This is a genomic window from Sporomusa termitida, from assembly GCF_007641255.1.
Taxonomy (GTDB): domain Bacteria; phylum Bacillota; class Negativicutes; order Sporomusales; family Sporomusaceae; genus Sporomusa; species Sporomusa termitida.
Genome location: NZ_CP036259.1, coordinates 4,011,913 through 4,034,542, shown reverse-complemented (window position 1 = coordinate 4,034,542; position 22,630 = coordinate 4,011,913). Strand labels below are relative to the sequence as shown.

Annotated in this window: 20 protein-coding genes; 14 read left to right on the top strand and 6 right to left on the bottom strand. The window is 52.7% G+C overall.

The features are described 5' to 3' along the window. Positions 1-208: 208 nt before the first annotated feature. The 4 genes from SPTER_RS18865 to SPTER_RS18850 all read left to right on the top strand — a co-directional run bounded on the left by SPTER_RS18865 (position 209) and on the right by SPTER_RS18850 (position 4,722). Positions 209-1,750: a BCCT family transporter gene (locus SPTER_RS18865; protein WP_144351807.1), complete on the top strand. Its 1,542-nt coding sequence runs from the start codon at positions 209-211 to the stop codon at positions 1,748-1,750. A gap of 63 nt (positions 1,751-1,813) precedes the next feature. Continuing rightward, a complete protein-coding gene (locus SPTER_RS18860; RefSeq protein WP_144351806.1) occupies positions 1,814-3,364 on the top strand; it encodes an HAL/PAL/TAL family ammonia-lyase in 1,551 nt (516 codons plus the stop codon). 116 nt (positions 3,365-3,480) lie between these two features. Further along, entirely contained in the window at positions 3,481-3,951 is a 471-nt protein-coding gene (locus SPTER_RS18855) for a universal stress protein (RefSeq protein ID WP_144351805.1), read from the top strand. A gap of 423 nt (positions 3,952-4,374) precedes the next feature. Continuing rightward, the gene (locus SPTER_RS18850) at positions 4,375-4,722 is read left to right on the top strand and encodes an MmcQ/YjbR family DNA-binding protein (RefSeq protein ID WP_246105361.1); all 348 of its coding nucleotides are present in this window, start codon (positions 4,375-4,377) and stop codon (positions 4,720-4,722) included. A gap of 67 nt (positions 4,723-4,789) precedes the next feature. On the opposite strand, the gene SPTER_RS18845 is transcribed toward SPTER_RS18850, so the two are convergent. Further along, positions 4,790-5,473: a Crp/Fnr family transcriptional regulator gene (locus tag SPTER_RS18845; RefSeq protein ID WP_246105360.1), complete on the bottom strand. Its 684-nt coding sequence runs from the start codon at positions 5,471-5,473 to the stop codon at positions 4,790-4,792. A 150-nt stretch (positions 5,474-5,623) separates the two neighbouring features. On the opposite strand from SPTER_RS18845, the gene SPTER_RS18840 reads away from it, so the two are divergent. The 4 genes from SPTER_RS18840 (at position 5,624) to SPTER_RS18825 (ending at position 9,817) form a co-directional block, all read left to right on the top strand. Next, positions 5,624-7,573: a TonB-dependent receptor plug domain-containing protein gene (locus tag SPTER_RS18840; protein ID WP_246105359.1), complete on the top strand. Its 1,950-nt coding sequence runs from the start codon at positions 5,624-5,626 to the stop codon at positions 7,571-7,573. A 51-nt stretch (positions 7,574-7,624) separates the two neighbouring features. Continuing rightward, positions 7,625-8,146 (top strand): hypothetical protein, encoded by a 522-nt coding sequence (locus tag SPTER_RS18835; RefSeq protein WP_144351802.1) that lies wholly within the window; start codon positions 7,625-7,627, stop codon positions 8,144-8,146. Then, on the top strand, positions 8,089-9,207 hold the full coding sequence (locus SPTER_RS18830) for a [Fe-Fe] hydrogenase large subunit C-terminal domain-containing protein (protein ID WP_246105358.1): 1,119 nt from the start codon (positions 8,089-8,091) through the stop codon (positions 9,205-9,207). The genes SPTER_RS18835 and SPTER_RS18830 overlap by 58 nt, the downstream gene beginning before the upstream one ends. A 64-nt stretch (positions 9,208-9,271) precedes the next feature. Continuing rightward, positions 9,272-9,817: a hypothetical protein gene (locus SPTER_RS18825; RefSeq protein ID WP_144351801.1), complete on the top strand. Its 546-nt coding sequence runs from the start codon at positions 9,272-9,274 to the stop codon at positions 9,815-9,817. Between the two features lie 161 nt (positions 9,818-9,978). Here SPTER_RS18825 and SPTER_RS18820 read toward each other — a convergent pair whose 3' ends face one another. After that, the gene (locus SPTER_RS18820; RefSeq protein ID WP_170233328.1) at positions 9,979-10,227 is read right to left on the bottom strand and encodes a hypothetical protein; all 249 of its coding nucleotides are present in this window, start codon (positions 10,225-10,227) and stop codon (positions 9,979-9,981) included. A gap of 480 nt (positions 10,228-10,707) precedes the next feature. On the opposite strand from SPTER_RS18820, the gene SPTER_RS18815 reads away from it, so the two are divergent. The 6 genes from SPTER_RS18815 to SPTER_RS18790 all read left to right on the top strand — a co-directional run bounded on the left by SPTER_RS18815 (position 10,708) and on the right by SPTER_RS18790 (position 17,439). Further along, complete coding sequence (locus SPTER_RS18815; RefSeq protein WP_144351799.1) at positions 10,708-11,400, top strand: energy transducer TonB; 693 nt, start codon at positions 10,708-10,710, stop codon at positions 11,398-11,400. Positions 11,401-11,526: 126 nt separating this feature from the next. After that, the gene (locus SPTER_RS18810; protein ID WP_144351798.1) at positions 11,527-12,558 is read left to right on the top strand and encodes a FecCD family ABC transporter permease; all 1,032 of its coding nucleotides are present in this window, start codon (positions 11,527-11,529) and stop codon (positions 12,556-12,558) included. Between the two features lie 21 nt (positions 12,559-12,579). Continuing rightward, on the top strand, positions 12,580-13,395 hold the full coding sequence (locus SPTER_RS18805; RefSeq protein ID WP_144351797.1) for an ABC transporter ATP-binding protein: 816 nt from the start codon (positions 12,580-12,582) through the stop codon (positions 13,393-13,395). A gap of 30 nt (positions 13,396-13,425) precedes the next feature. Then, positions 13,426-15,429, top strand: a complete 2,004-nt coding sequence (locus tag SPTER_RS18800; RefSeq protein ID WP_144351796.1) for a TonB-dependent receptor — start codon at positions 13,426-13,428, stop codon at positions 15,427-15,429. A 42-nt stretch (positions 15,430-15,471) separates the two neighbouring features. Then, complete coding sequence (locus tag SPTER_RS18795; protein ID WP_144351795.1) at positions 15,472-16,551, top strand: ABC transporter substrate-binding protein; 1,080 nt, start codon at positions 15,472-15,474, stop codon at positions 16,549-16,551. A 51-nt stretch (positions 16,552-16,602) separates the two neighbouring features. Continuing rightward, positions 16,603-17,439, top strand: a complete 837-nt coding sequence (locus tag SPTER_RS18790; protein WP_144351794.1) for a class I SAM-dependent methyltransferase — start codon at positions 16,603-16,605, stop codon at positions 17,437-17,439. Positions 17,440-17,816: 377 nt separating this feature from the next. Here SPTER_RS18790 and SPTER_RS18785 read toward each other — a convergent pair whose 3' ends face one another. The 4 genes from SPTER_RS18785 to SPTER_RS18770 form a co-directional block, all read right to left on the bottom strand. Next, a complete protein-coding gene (locus SPTER_RS18785) occupies positions 17,817-18,941 on the bottom strand; it encodes an amidohydrolase (RefSeq protein ID WP_144351793.1) in 1,125 nt (374 codons plus the stop codon). A 30-nt stretch (positions 18,942-18,971) separates the two neighbouring features. Beyond that, a complete protein-coding gene (locus tag SPTER_RS18780) occupies positions 18,972-19,922 on the bottom strand; it encodes a S66 peptidase family protein (protein ID WP_144351792.1) in 951 nt (316 codons plus the stop codon). 117 nt (positions 19,923-20,039) lie between these two features. Then, positions 20,040-21,641: a peptide ABC transporter substrate-binding protein gene (locus SPTER_RS18775; protein WP_144351791.1), complete on the bottom strand. Its 1,602-nt coding sequence runs from the start codon at positions 21,639-21,641 to the stop codon at positions 20,040-20,042. Between the two features lie 12 nt (positions 21,642-21,653). Continuing rightward, a complete protein-coding gene (locus tag SPTER_RS18770) occupies positions 21,654-22,433 on the bottom strand; it encodes a serine hydrolase (RefSeq protein WP_144351790.1) in 780 nt (259 codons plus the stop codon). Positions 22,434-22,630 lie beyond the last annotated feature (197 nt).

Sequence of the window (22,630 nt, the reverse complement as noted above, 5' to 3'; positions counted from 1 at the left end):
TTAAGAGCATAAGTAGCAGGAAAAGCATTTTTATTCTGCATATTAGGCCGGATTGTCCTGCCGAGGGGAGACGTGGTTGAGAGTTGGCATAATTTTTGCGATAGTAATCTTATGGAATATTCTTATGGAAAATAAAGCGGAGGTGAATGCAGCTGGGATTTTTCGGTTTAAGCAGGTGACGTAACAAAAAGCAGGGGAGGAAACTCAGGTGTCGGTAGAAACAAAGAAAATACGTAAAGGTGTTTTTTGGCCATCCTTTCTGGTTGTGGGGGGAGCTGCCTTAGTCGGCATTGTCGATAATAAGCTGCTGACAGATGTGGCCATGAACTCATTTCTCTGGTCATTAAGAACATTTGGCTGGCTATATCAGGTTATTGCCATTATAGCCTTAGTTGTTGTGGCCATTGTTACCTTCTCCAAATTTGGCAGTATCCGTTTAGGCGGGAAAGATGCCAAGCCTAAGTATCCGTTTATGGCCTGGTTTGCCATGGCGCTGCAGGGAGGGATTGCCACGGGGGTAATTACTTATGGCGCCAATGAGCCAATCATTTATTTTGGCAATATATACGGCGAAATGGCCCAGACCGGTGTGGCGCCGGGAACACCGCTGGCCGCAATTTATGCGATTGCCCGTTGTTTTTATAACTGGTCGTTTATACCCTATGCAATGTATTCTCTTTGCGGCTTGCTTGTGGCCTATATGTACTTCAACAAGAAGAAAGCGTTATCGGTGACTTCAACCTTGATCCCTTTGTTCGGGGAAAAAATAACTAAGGGAATCTGGCCAAATGTGATTGACACACTGTCCTTGCTGGCTATTGCTTTGGGTCTGGCTTCTTCCCTGGGAGCAGGGATTGCGTTGGTAGCATCCGGCTTAGAGCTCTCTTACGGCATTAAACAGGGAACCGTGATCTGGCTGGCCCTGGCGGTAGTTACGACAGCTACGTTTACCATTGCTTCCGCATTGGGGGTGGATAAAGGGATCAGGTGGCTGGCTATTTTCAACTCCAAAATATTTTATTGTATCCTGCTATTTCTGGTGGTTGTCGGACCTACGCTGTATATCTGCCGAAACTCGGTAGCCAGCCTGGCTTATTGGCTGCAGAACTTTTGGCTATGGGGCCTTGATCCGGGTGATATCGGCGGCGAAGCGCTGGTTATGTGGTGGACCTTATATGACTGGGCCATATGGATTGCCTACGCGCCGCTGATAGGCATCTTCCTGGCTATGATTGCCTATGGACGAACCATTCGTGAGTTTATGATTATCAACTGGATACTGCCGTCTGTTTTTGGTCTGGTCTGGTTCGGGATCTGGGGTTCGACAGCCATTGAATGGCAGATGAAAGGCGTAGTGGACCTGATCGCCACAATTAAAGCCAGCGGGGCGGTGGCCGGCTTGTGGGCTTTCCTGGCCAATTTGCCGTTAGGTTTTATTCTTATACCGGTAGTTATGATTACACTTATCATTTCGTTTTCCACTGCCGCTGATGCAATGACAACCACTATTGCGTCGATATGCACGAAAAACTCCAAGCATGATGAAGAACCGCCGTTGTGGCAAAAATGCCTGTGGGGTATTTCGATAGGAGCCATTTCTTTCTTTATGGTTGCCTATGCCGGCGGCGCCCAGGGGGTTGACGGCGTTAAATTCCTGGCGGCAGCCGGCGGGTTTATGGTACTGTTTATCTTTGTTTTGCAAGTGATTTCGGCTATTAAAGTATTTTTCATCGATAAAGTAGAAGAGTAGGATCAGCACATTATGGGAGGGGGAAAGACGGCAGTTTTTTCCCCTTCACTGGAGGCAGTAGACATGGTGGAAAAAAAAGATGCCCGTAATACGCCAACAGTGGTTCTTGGCGGCCGGGTGACCATGAAAGAATTGGTGGCGGTTGCCCGTTTTGGTGCCAGGGTGGAGTTTTCTGAGGCGTATTGTCAGCGAGTAAACCAAGCCCGGGGGTTGGTGGAAAAATGGATCGGTGAGGGCCGGGTGATGTATGGTATCACCACCGGCTTCGGGGCCCTTTGCACCCAGGTGATTTCACCGGCGGAAACGGCCCAGCTGCAAAGAAACATTGTCATATCACACGCAACCTCAGTGGGTTCGCCCTTATCAGTGGAAGAAGTGCGGGCGACTATGTTTATGGTCTTGCAAAATGTCGGCCAGGGCTTTTGTGGGGCGCGGCTGGAAACCGTAGAGCTGTACCGGCAATTTCTAAACCTTGGTCTGACACCGTTCGCCCCCGGGGAGGGATCTGTCGGTTATCTCAGCCCGGAAGCACATATGGCGTTGGTGCTGATTGGTGAAGGGCAGGCTTATGTGGCCGGAGAACTACTGCCGGCCAAGGAAGCGCTGCGGCGGGTAGGGCTTACCCCAACCGTGTTGGCGGCCAAGGAAGGCTTAGTGCTGGTTTCCGGCACAACCAGCGTCACGGCCATTGGTTCGCTGGCCTTATATGACATGCTAAATGCGGCAAAAAGCGCGGATATCATCGGTGCGCTGACGCTGGAAGTCCTGAAAGGGACTACGCGCGCTTTTGATGACAGGCTGATGAGCGTCCGGCCGCATGAGGACCAACGCAGCACAGCGGCTAATGTAAGAAATGTGCTGCAGGATTCGGAGATTGCGGCGCATTTCCGGGATTACCGCTTGCAGGATGCGCTGTCGCTGCGGTGTATACCTCAACTGCACGGGGCTGCCAAGAAAACTCTGAAAGATGCGTTAAAAACCATTGAAATAGAAATAAATTCTTGCTGTGATAACCCGATTCTCTGGCCCGAAGGCGCTGACGGCGAAGCTATCTCCGGCTGCAACGCGGATTCCTCCTATGTGGGCATTGAACTGGACTCAGCCTGCATTGCCGCCACCGTTCTTGCCAAGATGTCCGAGCGGCGAAATAACCGGCTGGTAGACGGCAGTCTCTCCGGCTACCCCTGGTTTCTTATCAGGAAACCGGGCCTTAATTCCGGGTTGATGATACCACAGTATACCCAGGCGGGCTTATTGAATGATATGAAGATCCTGTCCCATCCGGCAACCATTGACGGGATACCAACCTGCGGCAATCAGGAAGATTATGTGGCGATGGGCTATAATGCGGTTAAGAAAGCGCGACAGGTTGTGGAAAAACTGGAATTTATCCTGGCAATTGAACTATTGTCTGTATATCAGGCGCATCAATTCATAGACGGGGACAGACTGCCGGCCACTGCAGCTCAGGCTGTCTTGGGGGAGATTGCCCTTACCGTGCCGGTTATGAGTGAAGATATCTACCTTTACCCTCATATCAATACCTTGAAGAATCTGATCCATTCGCAAAAAATAGTCGAGCTGGTGGAAGATAGGATTGGAACGTTATTATAAGCCGAAACATTAATTATAATTTCTCAGCGTTTCAATTTCTGTTTCTTGCCAAAAAGGAGAATCGGCGGCTGCGGCGAATTACCATAAAACAAGAGACTGGAAAGCGGGAGGTTTTTATGAAGAAAGATATCCTTGTTCCGTTCGATGGGTCCAGGAATGCCACCGAAGCGCTGCAACTGGCAATTACTATGGCGAAACTGCTGCAGGAAAAACTGATTGTCCTCAACGTTCAGCCTAGTTTTCAGACCGTCCATACGAAAATGTTTTTCAAAGAGAATACAATCCGCGAGTATCAGGAGCAGCTGTTTGAAGAGACTGCCGCCCCGGCGCGAAAGATACTGGATGAGGCCGGTATAGACTATGAGCTCCGGTTACGGATCGGTGATGCCAAAGAGCAGATTTGCCTGGAAGCAATGGCCGGCAATACGGTTCTGCCCGGCTGTGCCACCACCGGTATGCGGATGATTGTTATGGGGTCCCGGGGCATGCATCCGGTGCTGGGCGGGGTATTGGGCAGCGTCAGCTATGGGGTGGTCAACGCTGCCGGTTGCCCGGTAACCATTGTACCTTACTCTTGTGCGGAATAGCTGCATTAGCGGAAAGCTGTATTATAGGGCAGCGCCTAGCAACAAAACAGTTAATTTCATATTGACATAAATTAATACTCTGGGTGCCTGAGCTCTTTGAACAGAAACGGATTCTTGTTCAGAGAGCTTTTTCCAATATCAGCTTGTTTTGTTGGCCGGGATATAACCTTCTGTATTTGAAAATACTGTTAATCACCGCCAAAAAGGATTATAATTATCATACAGGCTAATGAAACCGGCTAATCCTATGAGTGAGGACGGACCTTTATCACAGAGGCAAAACACAAATCAGCCGTATCCACAATCATCGGATAGGGTGGATTTTTGTTTTGCCTCACCCATTTTTCTCGCTGCCGGCGGAAAAAGCCCTGATTTAACCCGGCCAGCGGGTCAGTCTGACAAACCGCAGAAAGGAGAGAAATTGTGAACTCTAAAGAATGTTATTGCTATTGCCTGACTAAACTGGGAGCCATTGAGGATTACCCTTTTGGCCCCGGCATCATTGTCATCAGAGTTGCCGGTAAAATTTTTGCCCTGCTGTCACGCTGGCAGGGGCAGGATATTCTGTCGTTAAAATGCGAGCCCAACTATTCTGAGCTGTTGCGACAGCAATATCCGGCCGTTATTCCCGGGTATCACCTAAATAAACGCCACTGGAACACACTGTTGCTTAATGGAACTATACCCGCGGCGGAGACCAAAGGGTTGATCGACCATTCGTATGAACTGGTATTCAGCTCACGGGGCCGGAGCAAGAGGACTGGCAAATAATGCTGGCTGCCGTCGGTTGCGGCCAGGTTTCCGTCGATTTTGCCCAAGCCGGTGTTATTATTGCAGCTTATTCATTTAGCAGTGCCTCTAGTTTGTCCTGCCGCAAAATGGTGATTGTTCCTTTGTCGGCCAGGAGAATCTTGGCCTGGCACAGGTTTTTCAGCTCGCGGCACAGGGACGGGCGCGACACATTCAAATGCTCGGCCCACGCTTTTTGCGTATACGGCAGCTTGATGACGCCGGCATTGCCGGCGGTGGCAATACAATGCACTAACGAATAAGCAATTTTGCTTTGAATTGAGCAATAGGACAACAGCTCAATTTTTTTGTTCAAAAAAACAAGCTTGTCGGCCATAAGGGCCAGAAAATTGGCCAGCAGCACGCTGTTGTCAGCCAGGGCCCTGATCAGATATTGTTTGGGAAGCAGCATAACGTCCGTGGTGGCCCGGGCTATGACCTGGCACGGATAGGCCGGCAGGCTGGAGAATATCGTGCCTTCGGCGAATAATTCGCCTTTTTCCTTACAGATCAGGTTAACAACCTTGCCTGACGGGAAGATCTTCTGCACCTCGACACTGCCTTTGAGGATAATCCCCACATCGGTGATCGGCTGGTCCATTCTGAAAATGAACTGGTTTTTTCTATAATTGCCGATTTTGTAGCCGGCCTGTTCCAGAAACCGCTCCAGGTCCGAGCGGCTGCAGTTTTTAAACAGCGGGCAACTGGCGATCGCCGGGAAAAAATTCTCCATTTTTAGCTCCATCTCCAATGTGTGTAACCTGGGATACACAACTTATTTTTTAATTTAATTATAATACACCTAAACACAAATGATAAAGGTTTTCATTATCGTTCATTGAGGTTTTTATTCAAGCGATGCTGATGTATACGAGGAGGAGACATGATGAAAAAAACAGCCATTGTAGCCTTGACTGCCTTAGCATTTTCCGCAGCCCCTACCTATGCGCAGGCGGTGGACCCTGAGGAATTTGCCCTGGAGGAGGTCGTGGTTACGGCAACCAAGACCGATATGAAGAAAAAAACAGTACCGGCCTCTGTTGAGGTGATTACCCGGGAGGATATTAATGCCCGGGGGGCGCACACGCTAAAAGATATTATCAGTACGGCCGCCGGTGTCAGCATGATCCGCTCAACCGGCCGCGATGCCGTTTCCATCCGGGGGTTTGAGTCGTGGTTCTCAATGATCCTCATTGACGGCAAACGGATTTCCTCGGAGATTGACCAGAGCTATGAACTGGAACGGATCGCGCTGGCGAATGTGGAGCGGATTGAGATTGTGCGCGGGCCTGTCAGCTCCCTGTACGGCACCGATGCAATGGGCGGCGTGGTCAATATTATCACTAAGCGGGCAGCCGCACCGGCCTTCAGTGCCAGCCTGGGCCACGGAGCCAACAGCCGCGGCGACCGGGGCGGGAAAGACCGCTATCATTTTACCTATGATTCGGGGCTGCAGGGCAAAACCGGGGTGACCCTATCCGGCTCCCGCTTAGAAAATAACGCCTCTTTCAAAAGCAACGGGACTACCTATGCGCCGTATGGCGAGCGGGAGAATATCAGCACCAGCGTGGATTACCGGCTGACAGAAGACGAAACCATTACCCTGACCGCGGCCTATATGAGTGAGGATACGCAGGAGTATGCTTATAAAGAAACGCCGGCGGGAAACACCAGAATGAGAATTCATGACCAGAATAAGCGCTACGATTATTCACTGAGCTACAACAAACAGGAGACGGCCACCAACAGTGTTTTTCTGCGGGCCTATTTATCCGAGTATTATAAGAAAAGTGATATCTATAATGCCGCATCCGGACAGTTCATGAATTTTGGCGACTCTCATCGCACCCTGCCCGGTTTTGAAGCCCGCCTGACCCGGGCGGCCGGAGACCGGCATATCCTGACCTACGGCGGTGAATACCGGCCGGAAAAATTCCGCGGGACCGCAGTCAAAACCGGTCAGAAAATATTTTCTGTGAACCATGGCGGCAAGGTTCTCACAGGTTCGGGCATTGATCTCGATTATTCCGCGTTATATATTCAGGACCAGTGGCAGGTGTCGCCCAAGCTGCTGGCTGTTTCCTCCCTCCGCTATGACGACAGCAATCGATTTGAAAGCAATCTCAGCCCCAAGCTGGGCCTCACCTACGAGGCCAGCGGGGAATCGCGGCTTAAGCTTAACGTTGCCAAGGGCTTCCGCACTCCCACCCCTAATCAGCTTTATATCAGCTCATCGGTGAAACGCAATGATGATTTTGTAACCTTAATTGGCAACGATCAGCTCCGGTCCGAAAAGTCGAATTCCTATGAGCTCTCACTGGAGCAGGACTGGGGCAAGGCTACCGGCAAGCTGACCTATTTTGTCAACAAGCTTGACAATATGATTGAAGAAGACTGGCTGTCCAGCAGTCAAGTTACCTATCAAAATATCGACAAGGCCACCCTGCAGGGGGTGGAGGCCGAGCTGAGCTATCCCTTGTCGGCGACCCTTGCGTGGACAGCCAATTATACCAACCTGGATGCCACCGATGACCAGAACAATTCACGGCTGACAAACCGGGCCCGCCATAAGCTGGCCTCCCGCCTGGCCTATGATGATCACGACTCGGTCCGGGCCAGTCTCTGGTGCGAATTTTATGGCGATTTTCTGTATGATGCCGGTGCGGGTGCCAGCAAGAATAAGTCCTATTCCCTGTGGAACCTAAACCTGGAAAAAGCGCTAACCCCCAATTACACCTTCAGCGTCGGGGTGGAAAACCTGCTCAACAAGAAAGATGAGGACCTGTCCCTGCAGGGGGCCTTTGTATACAGTGAAATCCGGCTGAAATTCTAAGCAGCCGGCCGGGGTAACCCGGCGTAAGTATCACTGAAACAGGAGGATACCATGTATCGCACTATGACAAGAGCCGCCTTGCTATTGGCGCTGATGTTTATATTTCAGTCCCTGCGCCTGTTCCTGCCGGTGCCGGCCTTTGTCTCCATGTTTGTTATCGGCAGTGCCGTCAATGCCTGCCTGCTGGCGGCGGTGGAAACCGCCGGCTGGCAGGCGGCCCTGCTGCTGGGGCTTGCGGCCCCCGTTATTGCCTGTCTGCAGCAGGCCCTGCCGGTGCCGGTATTGATTATCCCGGTGATTGCCGCCAATATCTTCTATATTGCCGGTTATAAAGTGCTGCTGCCGGTCAATCGCTGGCTGGCGGTTGCGGCGGCGGCCGGGCTTAAAATGGCCGGCCTGTATGTGGCCGTGGCCTGGCTGTTAACCTTCGTCAATATACCGGCGAACCTGGCAGTCATGATCAAAATGATGCTGAGCTGGCCTCAGCTTATCACCGGCGTCACAGGAGGAATCATATGTTTTGTGGTATTAGCAAGACGGCAGGGCGGCAACGGGCGGCGAGCCGGGCTATGACCCGGCCGCAGCGGCAGACGGAAATCACGCTTGCCGGCCACCGGTGCCGCACCTGCCGGCTTTGTCTCGAGGCCTGCCCGCTCAGCAGCGGCCGCAGCCGGCCCGGCTGTTTGTCGGTACAGCCGATTGTCAGCCAGGACTGCATTACCTGCGGCGCCTGTTTCCGGCGGTGCCCGCATCAGGCGGTTGATTACCAGGATGATATTCAGGCCTTTCTGGCTGAATTAACTGCCGGTAAACCCTTAGCCCTGCTGGTGGCCCCGGCAGTTCAACGGCATTTTCCCGCTTACCGGCGACTGTTCGGCTATTTGCAAACCCTGGGGGTTACCGCCTTTTACAATGTCCTGCTGCGCGCTGACATCACGATCTGGGCCTATGTCCACATCCTGCGGCGCAATCGGGGCACGCCCTACATTTCCTCGCCCTGTGCGGCCGTCAACAATTATATTATTAAACACGCCCCCCGCTTACAGGCCCATTTATTGCCGGTCTATAGCCCGCTCCAGTGTGCGGCTATCTATCTGAAAAAATATGCCGCCGTCCGGGAGCAGCTGGCTTTCTTATCGCCCTGTATTGCCAAACGCGGCGAGATCCGCCTGAACCGGCCGCAGCCGTACGGGATCGAATACAGTGTCACCATCGGTCGCCTGCAACAGTACCTCCACGCGGCCGGCATTGACCTGAACCGCTATGACCCGGTGGATTTTACTGATGCCGGTGAAGGCAACGGCCAGACGCTCGGTGCTTATGGCGGAATTTGCGAATGCCTGGCCGGCCATCTGCCGCCAGGGAGCTATCAAAAAATCAGCGGCACCGGCTCAGTTTACCCGTTTCTGGCCGACTACCAGCAGGCCCTGGCAAAAAAATATCCTTTGCCGACGCTGACCGAAGTCTATAACTGTGCGGGCGGCTGTGACCGCGGGACCGGAGTGGGCGCTTATCTGAGCAATATAGAAACGCCAGGCGGCCGGCAGCCTGATCAAAATCAGGCGCAAACGGCGGCAGCCATTTTTAGCAGGTTTGACCGCGAATTAAATGTAGCGGATTTTATCCGGATCTAACCGGTGCGGCTTGCTGCAACCCAGGTTAGCATCTATTTAATAGAATGAGCGTAAAGGAGGAGCTATGGAGCCGGTATTGTTAGTTAAAGACCACCAGGATGTGCTTGCCATTACCTTTCAGGATATGGTCAAATATCACGGGCGGGAGTTTATCGGGGGGGTGGCGCTGGCCTTTAAGCTGCTGGAGCTGGCCTTCAGCCAGCTTTCGCCGGCTGAGCCCCCGGCGCGGGAGAAATTTGCTATTCTGATTGGCGTTCAGGGTCCGGGGATTATTGATGGTTTGGAAATGGTCACCCGGGCGAAATCGCGGGCCGCGATGCTTGTTGATCCGCAGACGGCCAGTACCAAAGCGGCGCCCGATGCCGCCGACGGCTGTGGCGGCCGCTATTATTTTGAAATTACGTATCATCACAGGCAACGTATATACTCGCTAAAACACGGGCTGCTGCCGGCGGAATTTATCACCCTGGCCTATAAAACCCACGATGGCACCCTGACTGCCGCCGAGGCAACGCGGCTGGCCCTGCTCAAAGAGGAAATTGCCGGATTTCTCCTGTCCAGGCCGGCCGCAGCATTATTCGATGTTATGGAAGTACCGCAGCCTGAGTAGCAAGCGGTTACATACTGTCAAAATCGCTTGGGTATATATAACTAAGCCCCTGATAATGGACTTTTATAAGTGTCTATTATCGGGGGCTAATTTGTATATGCGGGGTCAGGCCTTAAGGCCTTACACTTCCAAATTGTTGCTAATCTTTTCTGCCAGGTGTTTCAGCTCATCTCTGTCAACGACTTTGTTGTACTCTCTAATAATCCGCTCATACTCAGGGTATATAGATGCTCAAAAGTCTCGGCTTGCTGAATCTCCGGCAGTTTTACTCCCATATATTCCATATACTTCTCGTTCGCCTTCGTTTTGTTATTGGCAAGCATGGATAATATAAATTCTGTATCCACGATACTGCTGTTTCCAGTCGGACATGCAAGCTGACTGGTCAACAGGGTTTCCCACTCTGTCATATTTACGATTATAATATTGGGTGTAGCTTTGCTAATCCCCGTCATGATTTTAGAAAGTGGTTCTGTTGCAACTCATCTCAGCAGGTGGACATGGTTATTCCCTGATGGCGTCTTGCCAGCCGGACACATCCTGCCTTTCTCTTTTTGCGGCCATACTATCATATTTATCATTAGTGTAAACAGTAAGGCCTGACCCCGAAAAGCAATGAAAAAACAAACAAAAATAGATAAAAAGTAACAAAAATAAATTTAATTCGATAAATCTGTTGACTTATGTTAGTTTATGTAATAACTTAATAAGTATAATATGGTAAATTTTCCATTTGATTTCATTTTATATTAACCCTCAGAAGGGGTTTGGCATAGGTATTCTGATCATTGCGGAGGTGGGGAAATGCCGATACCTGAAGTGGCGATGATAAGTAACACGGCTGACATTGTTCCAATAGTAATGGCTGTAAAAAATAAAAAGTGGCTGCAATGACGCAAAAACGCTGGGGAATCGCACTTTGCCTGTCAGCAACTGTCCATCTGATGCTTGTTGCCGGCATTAGTTTTTTTTATTTGCGGGATAAACCGGAGGCTTTGGCGGAACCGCTGCTGCCGATAGAAGTGGAATTGGGTGAATATAACGTGGAGGACGATCCCGCTGATGCGCCGGTACAAGCGGCCGCGCCCAATCCGCGGCCGAGCCGGCCTGCACCAGTTGCTATCAGCCGGCTTGCGCCAGAGTCCGCTCCGGTTTTTGCCGATACTGCTCCCACTGCTGCTCCTAAAGCTGTAAAGGAAAAAATGCCGGTGCAGGAAAAAGCAGGCCAGGCCGGCAATGGCACTGGTTCGGCCAGCCAGTCTGACAGCGGCCACGGCCATGACGCCCAGGGGAGTTCACCATATGGCGGGGCCGGCCGGCTTCCCTATGTGATTGAAGGTCCGCCGCCGCCCTATCCAGAAGAAGCCAGGCTGCGCGGCTGGGAGGGAACGGTACGTGTCCGGGTTTTAGTCCTGGAAAAAGGAACTGTCGGCGATATGGCAATTGTACAGAGTTCGGGTTATCGCAGCGTGGATCAGTCGGCTGTCAGCGGCCTGCGCCGCTGGCGGTTCAGCCCGGCTTATCAAGGTGGGAGGCCGGTTCCGGCCTGGGTTGTTGTACCTGTTGTTTTTCAACTCGAATAATGAAGAAAGACAGCAGGCAGCCCGGTATGGGCGCGGATATGAACAGCCAAACGGTCAGGATAGTTGAACAACTGTGATGACGCCGGTGTATGTCCATAACGGTTGTAGGGGATTGAAGGGGATAACATGGCAAAAATAACTGAGCAGTCCGTGGCGTCAATAAAGTTTTCCCTATTAATTATGGTGTTAGTCGCTATATTTTTTTTGTCTTTCCTGATAGGACGCTATCCGATTGCCCCGGATATTGCGTTGGGGATTCTTCTGTCAAAAATCATTCACCTGACACCTTTTTGGACAGAGGATATGGAAATTATCATGCTGAAGATCAGGTTGCCGAGAATTACAGCCGCTATTCTGGTGGGGGCAGCCTTATCCGCCTCCGGGGCCGCATACCAGGGGATGTTCCGCAATCCAATGGTTTCCCCCGGAATTTTAGGAGTGACGGCCGGTGCCAGTTTTGGTGCCGCCCTGGCAATTCTGTTGTCTCTCAATGCTGTTGGCATTCAATTGGCGGCCTTTGCTTTTGGCTTACTGGCCGTGACGGCAACCTACCTGATTACCCTCTGGCTGGGAAAAAAAGGTGAGACGATTCTGATCATGATCCTGGCCGGCATTATTATCGGCACGTTGTTTACCTCATTTGTTTCCTTGATTAAGTATGTGGCCGACCCCAACGACGCACTGCCGGCTATTACCTATTGGCTGATGGGCAGCCTGGCTGCTGTTAATAACCGTGATGTGTATCTGGCCGCTGTTCCGATTGTGGCCGGACTGTTTGTGCTGACACTGCTGCGCTGGAATTTGAATGTGATGTCCTTTGGCGACGAAGAGGCCAAAGCCTTAGGGATAAATACCGTCCGGCTGCGGATTATTGTTGTGGTCTGCGCCACTATGGTGACGGCGTCGGCCGTGGCCATTAGCGGCGTCATCGGTCTGGTGGGCCTGGTGGTGCCCCATTTGTCCCGGCTGCTGGTGGGGCCTAATTATAAGATTTTACTCCCGGTTGCCATCGTTATGGGGAGTATATTTATGTTACTGGTAGATGATTTAGCGCGGACGATGTTTGCAGTGGAGGTCCCTTTGGGTATACTGACCTCCATAATCGGAGCGCCGTTTTTCCTTTATCTCCTCTTACATACACGCAAAGGCTGGGCTTAACAGCCGGCAAGGAGTGGCAGCATGATCCTTACAGTCGACAATATTGCCTGTGGCTATGGGGCCCAAACGGTCCTTAGCGGGGTATCCTTTGAAATTCATTCCGGCGATTTCATGTGTTTGCTGGGGCCTAACGGCGTGGGGAAAACCACGTTGTTTAAAACTATTTTACGGTTGTTGAAAATTCAGTCCGGGAAAATATTGCTAAATGGAAAAAATATTGCCAACTGGTCCCAGCCACAGCTGGCGGCAAAAATCGGTTATGTTCCCCAGGCCCACACACCGCCCTTTCCGTTTACCGTGCTTGATGTGGTCGCGATGGGCCGGAGCGCCCGCCTGGGACTGTTTGGCTCGCCGTCGCCTGCCGATATGAAAATAGCCGGCCAGGCCCTGGAGACACTATCAATAGGTTATTTACGCAGCAGCATCTATACCCGTATCAGCGGCGGTGAACGGCAATTGGTATTGATTGCCAGGGCCTTGGCGCAGCAGCCGGAATTTCTGATTATGGATGAGCCTACTGCCAGTCTGGACTTTGGCAACCAGATACGGGTCCTGGACTATATCCGCGACCTGGTCACCAAATCCGGCATCGGCGTGCTAATGACCACCCATTATCCCAACCATGCGCTGCGGTATGGGTCGAAGGTGGCGGCCATAGGCAAGAACGGCAGTCTTACAACCGGCGCGCCCCGGCAGGTGATTACCGAACAATATTTACAAGATACCTATGGTGTGAATGTGCAGATTGTTCAGTTGCAGTTACGTGATGGACAGGTTGCGTCTGCTTGCATCCCGTTGTCTACCCAGACAGCTTCCACAGCGGAAAAGACGGGATAAAGATATATTATATAACAGGAGGGAAGCGGTGTGAAAAACAGTAAGATGGGAAAAACAGTGGCTGCGCTTGTTTTGTCTACTCTGGTCGGGGCGGCAGTGCCTGCCTGGGCGGAGGAATCAGCTGCCGCTAAAGACCCGGAAATGTCAACAGTCGTGGTCAAGGCCCAAAAGGCAGAGGCGGAAACACCGGTATACAGCCGTTTGGCGATTCCGGAGAGCAGCAAGGCGGCGACGGAAGTCATTACCCGGGAAGATATTGAGGCCATGCATCCCAAGGATGTGCTGGAAATACTTGAACGCGGCACCGGGATTGTAGGTACGCGCTGGGGTCAAAAGGGCTATTACAAAGTCCAGGCGCGCGGCGGCGATAATATCGGGATCATCATTGACGGGGTCTATTTGCCCGACACGCAGGCCTCGCGTATTTTGGCAAATCTGCCGGTTGACCTGATCGAATCCATCACCCTTGTCCGGGACGCCTCCATCCTGACACTGGGTCCTATTGCCAATTTTGCCACCAATTTTGTCAAGGGAGGCTCTCCCAGCCAGGGTTTCATTATCATAGAAACCCTGAAAGTAACCGGGCCTGTCGATAAAGCCAAGCTGAGTTACGGTACTTTTGATACGGAAAAATTCAGCCTCCTGCATGGCGATAAACCCGGTGACAGCGCTTATTATGCGCTGGGATACGCCAAAGACCGGAGCGACGGTAGGTCCGGCTGGTTTAACGGCCGAAATTTTGATACGTATTTTCTAAAGGCCGGGGATAAAGGCGAAGACTGGTTTGCCGATATGACCCTGATTGTCAACAATGGCTGGAGTGGCCAGCAGGTATTGTTTAACGAAGACGGCAGCTACCTGAATCGCACCAGCAGCCTAGGCAAATGGGATCCCATTAATACGACGCTGTTTACAACGAATGCGGCGAAACTATGGGATGAAAACCGCACGACAACCTTCAGCTTCGGCTATAGCTCGGTGCGGTCCAGCCGGATTGCGCTGGTCTACTCGCCGGCAATAAAATCGCACTGGGAAGAAAATGAATACCTGCGCGAAGTAAACCTGGCGCATACCTTGAATTTTGGCCGGGATACGCTGAAATTCGGCGTCCAGGCCATGTGGTGGCATTCGCCGACCGGGGTTGCAGGGCAGGCCGGCTATGAACGCCAGGAGGAACTGTACGGCTACTATTTGTACGGGGAGCGGCGGGTCAATGATAAACTGACGCTGGATACCGGGGCGCGGCTGGACAGAAAACATATTACCAAGGGCGTCGCCAAATATTTCGCGGGCGGCGGCAGCAACATCCAATACGACGCGACATACGGGGAATTTTGGGAGAAAGAAGCCGTTAGCTTTTCCCTGGGAGCCGCTTATCAGCTGGACCCGGTCTATAAGCTGTCTTCGCGTTTCTCCTACTCGCGTCAGCCCGCGGGCAGGTATCTGCTTACGGAAAACAACGAGCTGCTTGATGCGGAAGTGCGTTATAAATATGAAACAGGCGTTACGGCCAGCTATAACAAGGCTCTCAATGCCTCGCTGACGGCATTTTTATATGATATCAACGATGCCCGGGTTTCTACGGGAAAAACGTATTACGATGCGGAGACTGGCATGGATGTAACGACCTATACCGGAAGGGATCTGACGCGCAAGGGCCTGGAACTGTCGGTGCATGGCCGTTTGTCCGGCCCCCTCGGCTATAAAGCCGGGTATTCTTATTTTACTTCGAGCGACGCCCTGGATGACAGCTATATACCGCATAGCAGCTACAATCTGGCGCTGAACTACAGGCAGGCCGATATCGCGGCCAATATCAGCCTCCTGTACCTCAGCCGGTTTGCAAGTTCGATGGGAGATGCCACTAAGTTAGGCGGCTATACCACCATCGACGCCAACATCAGCAAGGACCTGGATAGAACGACCAAGCTTACCCTGTACGGGCGCAATATTACCGACCGGCGTTATGGCAGAGGCATGAACTATTATGATGCCGGCGCCGAATACGGGATAGAGGTCAGTAAGAAGTTTTAACACCGAGCAGGTGCCGGGCAGGCAAGAACAGGGGGTGATGCGATGAAAACAGGAAAATATATCATATGGGGCGGCATTTTTAGCTTATTCATTTTCCTAGCCGGCTGCCAGAACGCTTTTAAGGCTCAACCGGCAGCAAATCCCAACCAGATCACGATTACCGATGCCAGTGGAGCCACAGTGGCAATCCCGGCCCGGATTCAACGGATCGCAGATGCCTGGCCTGCTCACAATGAGGTGGTGTGCATGCTGGGAGCGGGGGATAAAATCGTTGCGACGACGACGGCGGCGGCGCAACGGCCCTGGATGAAGGTCGTTAATCCGCAAATGAACCAGGCGGTCACGGCTTTTGACGCTAGCGGTGTAAATCTGGAAACCCTTATGGCCGCTAAACCGGACATTGTGTTTACGCCGCTGAATAATAAAAGCGCCCGCAAAATAGCTGATGTAAAGATCCCGGTTGTGCAATTGATGTTTAACGATTTTGACAGCTTGAAAGAATGCTTCCGGCTAACCGGTGTCATTCTGGGCGGGGAAGCAAAGCCGAGAGCGGAAAAATATATCGCTTATCTGGATCACAACCTCGACCGGATAACCGGGATAACTGCGGGGATTCCCCGGGAACAAAAACCGAAAGTGATCCATATTACCAGGCTTGCACCATTAATGGTAGACGGAAAAGATACAATTATTGATGCCTGGATAAGGGTTGCCGGGGGAATCAATGCCGCCGATACCGGCGGTGAAGTAGCGATGGAGCAGCTGATAACCTGGAATCCTGACGTGATTATATTTGGCAATACGGCACTGGCCTTGAACGGAGTGGAGGACGGAGCAAAAGCTCTGAACAACATCCTGCAGGATGAAAAGTGGCGGCGCTTGCAGGCGGTACAAACAGGGAATGTGCATATTAATCCGGAGGGGGCTTTTTTCTGGGATCGGTACGGGGCGGAGGTAGCGCTGCAAATTCAGTGGGCGGCCAAGGTTTTGCATCCAGATAAGTTTCAGGATATTGACATCGTTCAGGAAACCCGTTATTTTTACCGGACTTTTTTACATTATGATCTGTCGGCAGCAGAGGCAAGCAGAATCATCAGCGGGAAACCGCCGGTCCGGCCATGATAAGGGGTAAGTTCAAAAATATAAAGCGGCTGCTGGTAAAGAGGTGTAAAGATGAAGGGCTTAATTAACTGGGAAGCTTTGCAAAAGTACCAGAAATTGCCGTTTGCCAATATGGACGAGGCGGCGCAAGCAAAGCAATGGGGCAGTTTTGCCGGTATGTATGACGGAATGGCGAAGCTGGAAAAAGAGTTTACCAAAAAACAGGTGGGGCAGATGCTGTTGTCGGCCGAGGATTCGGTAATCGACATCGGCTGTGGACCGGGACGACTGTCTGTTCCGGTAGCCCAAAAAGTAAAGAGTGTCACTGCTCTGGATGTTTCCGAGGCGATGCTGGCGAAATGCATGGAAAATGCCAGGCGCGAAGGCGTCCACAATATTACGCCGATGAGAGCGAACTGGCTGGCAGAGGACGCAGTTGAAACCGTTGGCAAATATGATATTGCCATTGCCTCACGGTCAGTAGGCTTTGCCGATTTAGTGAAAATCAACCGGATTGCCAGAAAGTATGTCTTTATTCTGGGCTGGGCCAATGCCCCCAGTCTCCGGGAAATCCAGTTAGACTTTCTTGAGGGCATTGGACAGGAAAAAGTGCCGCATGATCCCGATGCCCGCATGTTCGGCTACAACATGATGTTTAACATGGTGTACGACATGGGGGCCAATCCCAATATTGTTGTTGTGGAGGACGGTTTTGAGCGTGATTATGTTTCCCGCGAACAAGCCTACGCAGACCTGCGGTTTGTCGGCGAGATTCGCCCGGAATTTGAAGAGCAATACCGCAGCAACGTTGACCGTTATTTAATACCACAGCCAGACGGCGGCTTCAAGCTGCTTAGGAAGACCAAAACCTTTGTTCTGTGGTGGCGGCCGGACGAAGTGAGCGCATAAAACCCGTATTGGCACTCCTGACGGCCGCCATTGTTGGCTGTGGCCGCAGGGTATGTTTAAAGGTTAGAGCAACAGAAAAAATTCTGTTGCTCTAACCTTTTTTTTGGTCGTGTGCCCGGCACGGGGGAGTGCGCGGGGTCAGGCCTTACACTTTGCACAAATTGTTGCTAATCTTTTTTGCCAGGTGTTTCAGCTCAGTTCTGTCAACGACTTTGTTGTACCCTTTCAGCTGCAACTCCCCTAGCAGGTGGGCATGGTTATTCCCTGATGGCGTCTTGCCAGCCGGACACATCCTGCCTTTCTCTTTTTGCGGCCATACTATCATATTTTATCATTAGTGTAAACAGTAAGGCCTGACCCCGAAAGTTCAAAGTTTCTTACTCAGGCAGCAAATCAATCGCGGTCATTGCCATCGCTTTAGCGCCCACCAGCAGACGCTCCTGGGCGTAGTCAGAGCCGGCGGCAGCGGCAAATTCCGGTGTATGGGCAACAAGCCCGCCGCCAATGCCAATATCCGGATGCAGGGTGGGCACCCTGTGACTGACGTTGCCGACATCAGTTGAACCGCCGGCGTCTGCCGGCGGCAGTACGGTCACTGTTTCGCCCAGCTGGGCCATGTTGTTTTGGAACAGGGTCATGAGGTGCGAAGCATTGATTAATTCTTTAAACAAGGGTTCATAATGGACGGCCGTTACGGTAGTGCCTGTAGCCTGAGCCACCCCTGACGCCAGTCGGCGCACTGCCGGCAGCACGGTTTCTTCCAGGAAGTCGGAGGAGAGGGCCCGGACGGTGAGTCTGGCCTCGGCCTCGGCCGGAATGATATTAGGGGCGGTGCCGCCTTTGGTAATAATGCCGCCGAGAATAGTTGGCCGGGTGAAGGTCTGCTGTAAGGGCTTCAGCCCCTGGTAGAACATAACCAGGGCATCCAGGGCGTTTACCCCTTTATCGGTTTTACCGGCCACATGGGCCGGGCGGCCATGAAAGGTTACCTGCAGCGGATGGGTGGCGTAGGAGGTGCCGCCGACATTGTTGCCGCTGGCCGGGTGGATGATCAGGGCGGCTGTCAGGTTGTCAAAAATACCGGCCTCGGCCATGGCCACTTTAGCCCCGCTGGTTTCCTCGGCCGGGCAGCCGATCAGATAAGACACTGCCTGGCCGGCAGCCACGGCGGCAAAGGCCGCCGCCGCTCCCCAGCTCATTGCAGCGATAAGATTATGGCCGCAGGCATGGCCCAGACCGGGCAAGGCATCATATTCGGCCAAAAAGGCAATCTTTGGTCCCCTGATCCCTTTACTGGCAATAAAGGCGGTTTCATAGCCGCTGATATTTTTCTCCAGGGCAAAGCCCTGGCGGGCAGCAGCTTCGGTAAGGAGCCGGGCGGCCTGGTATTCCTGCCGGCCCAGCTCAGGATTAGTGTGGAGAAAGCGGCTGATGTTTTTTAGTTCGGGCGCCATGTTATTTATAAACTCAATCGCCTGCTCCTTGCGGCTGTGTTTATCCATTTTTCCCTCCTGTTGCACAGATCTGCCGGTTTATGCGGTGGTTGCCGCTTCTGTGATTACGAGCCCGCCGTCTTCCGGCCGTAAGGTGGCGTTAACCCCCAGGGGCAGGGTCGCTTTGTCGGCAGTGTGCCCAAAATGCAGATTAATCAGTACCGGTTTGCCTAGGCTGCCCAACCGTTCAGCCAATACCTCGGCGATGGTAAAACTGGGCGGTTTGGCTTCTGTTTCGCAGTCGGCACAAACATCGAACACAATGCCGGCCGCAGCCTGGAGCTTGCCGGCCAGCGACAGCTGGGTCAGCAGGCGGTCAATACGGTAGGGCGCTTCGCCCACTTCCTCCAGACAGAGGATTTTGCCGGCGGTATCAATTTCATAGGGGGTGCCCAGGGTGGCGGCAAGCAGGCTGAGATTACCCCCGGTCAGGGGGCCGGCCGCGGTGCCGGGCACGATAAATGCGGGATCGGGGGCCAGCGGCGGATTAGCAATCAGGCCCAGCGGTGCCGGCGCTGTAACGGCCTGCAGAAAGTAGTCCCAGGTATACAGGGGCAATTCTTTACCCATATCTGATGCCACCATTGGGCCGTGGAAGGTGATCAGGCCGGCACGCTGGCCAATACTGGTGTGCAGGGCGGTAATATCGCTATAGCCAACAAATACTTTGGGGTTTTGCCGGATGAGATCATAGTCCAGCAGCTCTAATAACCGCATGGTGCCATACCCGCCCCGCAGGCAAATGATTCCATCCACAGCCGGGTCGGCAAACATCGCCTGCAGGTCTGCGGCGCGCAGGGCGTCCGGGCCCGCCAGATAGCCCAGTTCCTGACTGACGGTAGTACCCGGTTTAATCCGGAACCCTGCCTGCTCCAGCCAGGCAATGCCGGCGGCGGTCTGTTCCTGGTTGCCCGGGCCGGCCGGGGCAATGACGCCGAGCGTGGCGCCCGGCCGAAGCCGGCGGGGTTTGAGCCGGGGCTTGCTATCCATAGTATCAACTCCTTGCAAAGTCTCAGCAGCAAGGGATATGCACGTGAATAACGGCACGTCCCCGGCTGGTGCTGAACACTGGTTGTGGCTGAGAGGGGAGAAGAAGGGTGACCGGACTTATTTCTCAATATAGGTTGTTTTAAAGTCGGCTAAGCCCAATACTGACCAGAAATAACCCTTAACATAGGGTTTGCTGATAAATGGCTGGGTGGTGTAGTAGATGGGGATAATTACGGCGTCATCAAAGAGGATTTTCTCCGCGGCATGCATGGCCTGCATCCGGACCTGCTGGTCAGGTGTGGACTGCGCCTGCTCTACCAGGCGGTTATAGGCCGGATTGGTGTAGTTGGCGTCATTATCAGGATCTTTAAAGACATCCATAAAGGTCATGGGATCGGCATAGTCACCAACCCAGGAAGCCCGGGCGATCTGATAATCACCATGGTTTCTGGCCTCTAAGAATACTTTTGATTCCTGGTTGGTTAAATTGACGGTTATACCCAGGTTTTGTTTCCACATTTCCTGCATGGCCTCGGCAATTGATTTGTGCAGTTCACTGGTATTAAATGTGAGGGTAACAGGCGGCAGGCCCTTGCCGTCCGGGTAGCCGGCGTCAGCCAGCAGTTTTTTGGCCTGACCTGCATCCTCAACGGCGTAGTTACCGCCTTCTTCCCGGAAATCCCTGCTGCTGGCCGGGTTGATGAGGCCGGGGGCTACCCAGGCATAAGCAGGTTTTTTGCCGCCCTTAATTACGTTCTTGACCAGGGCCTCCCGGTTAACCGCCTGGGCAAAAGCCTTGCGGACCTGGGGGTTGTCAAAGGGGGCGGCCTGGGTATTAAAGACATAGTAGTAGATGCCGAGATAAGGCGATATTTTAAGCAGTCCGGCCTGGGTGAGACGGTCATGCTCAACGACAGGGGGTTCGACTATCATATCCACCTGATTGTTTTCCAGCATGGCCAGGCGGGTGGTTTGCGAATCACTGATCGGCCATTCCATTTTGGTCAGCTTTACGGCCGTGGTATCCCAGTACTGATCATTTTTGACAAATTCAAGTTTGCCGCTATGGGTCCAGTGGCTGATTTTGAAGGGACCATTACCGATTAAAGTGGCCACTTCATTCGCCCAGTTATCAGGGCTGGCCGTTACTGTTTTTTGATGAACCGGATAAAAGGCATGGAAGGCAACTAAGCTTAAGAAATAGGCGGTAGGCTTTTCCAGTGTAACCTCCAGCGTCAGTTCATCCAGGGCTTTTATGCCCAGCTGCTCGGCCGGCAGTTTTTTTTCATTGTAGGCCTGGGCATTTTTGACCGGGAATAACATATAGGCATTCTCTGAAGCTGTTTCAGGATTTAAGACCCGCTGCCAGGCAAAGGCAAAATCCTGGGCGGTAACAGGCTCGCCGTTAGCCCATTTGGCACCGGCCCGTAAATGAAAGACATAGGTTAGTCCGTCCGGGGATACCTCCCATTTTTCCGCTACGCCGGGTGCCGGCTGGTCTTGGGCATCAAGCCGGGTTAAGCCCTCAAAGATCTGCAGTTCCACCAATGACTCCGGAATGGCGGTGGACTTGGCCGGGTCCAGGGTTGCAGGCTCGGCTTCGAGGGCATAGCGAAACACCTGCTCATTGGTGCCGGCGCCGGATTTGCCGCAGCCGGCCGCCAGCGTGGCCAGCATTGCCAGCAGCAGCAAGGCGGCACAGAGTTTTTTACACGTCATGGTTATTCCTCCTTATGCTATGTATTCATAGATAATTTTGCCAATCATGGCCACCAGCTGCAGCCCTTCATAATTGGCCGTAAGTTCGGCGGTAAGCACACAAATGATATACGGACCGCCGGGGGCGAATAATATGCCGCCGTCATGTTCAGCCCCGGCCAGGGTCCCTGTTTTATGAGCGATAATAACCTCTGCCGGCAGGTAAAAGGGCAATTTGTCCCGGATCTGCTGCCGTTTCAGGATATCCAGCATCATGGCGTTGTAGGGGGGCGGGACGGCGGGAGTGCTGCCGGCAATCCCGGCAAACAGGCGAGCCAGGTCGGCGGCTGACGTAAGGTTTTCCCGGCCTGCTTTGGCGGCGGCGAAATCCATCATTTTACGCTGCAGGACTGTGGACCGTAAGCCCAGACCGGTTATGGCCGCATTGATCGCTGCCATACCGGCGAGGTCAATGAGGACATTCGTAGCCGTATTGTCGCTGAGGATAATCATCAGCGTAACCAGTTCGGCTACAGTCATTTTTATGCCGGGCTGCAGTTCTTTTAGAATGCCGGCCCCGCCGGTTTGCATTTGGCTGGTTATTGCCACTGTTTTAGCCAGCGGCAGCTTACCTGCCGCCGCCTGCCGCATCACTTCAATCATAATGGGGATCTTAATCATACTGGCTGCCGGGAATACCATCGCCGGATTGATGGCTAGGGCATTCCCGGTGCTTTCATTCCTAACGATAACCGCTGAACGGCAGGAATACTGAGCCAGAAGGGTCTGGATCTTTGTATGCAGCCTTTCCATAGTGAACTCCTTTGGCCGGGTAAGGTACAAGTGTCTTGGCCATGTTAGATTTTCGTTTTAGGGCGAGACAACATGGTAAAGGGCAAGGAAGCCCCGACGACGCATACTGGCAGGGGTCTGCTAGGAGGGGCTGACGCCGCCATTTGCCATTTTGGCCGTCATCAAACTTAAAAGATAATGTGGTCAAGACACTAGAC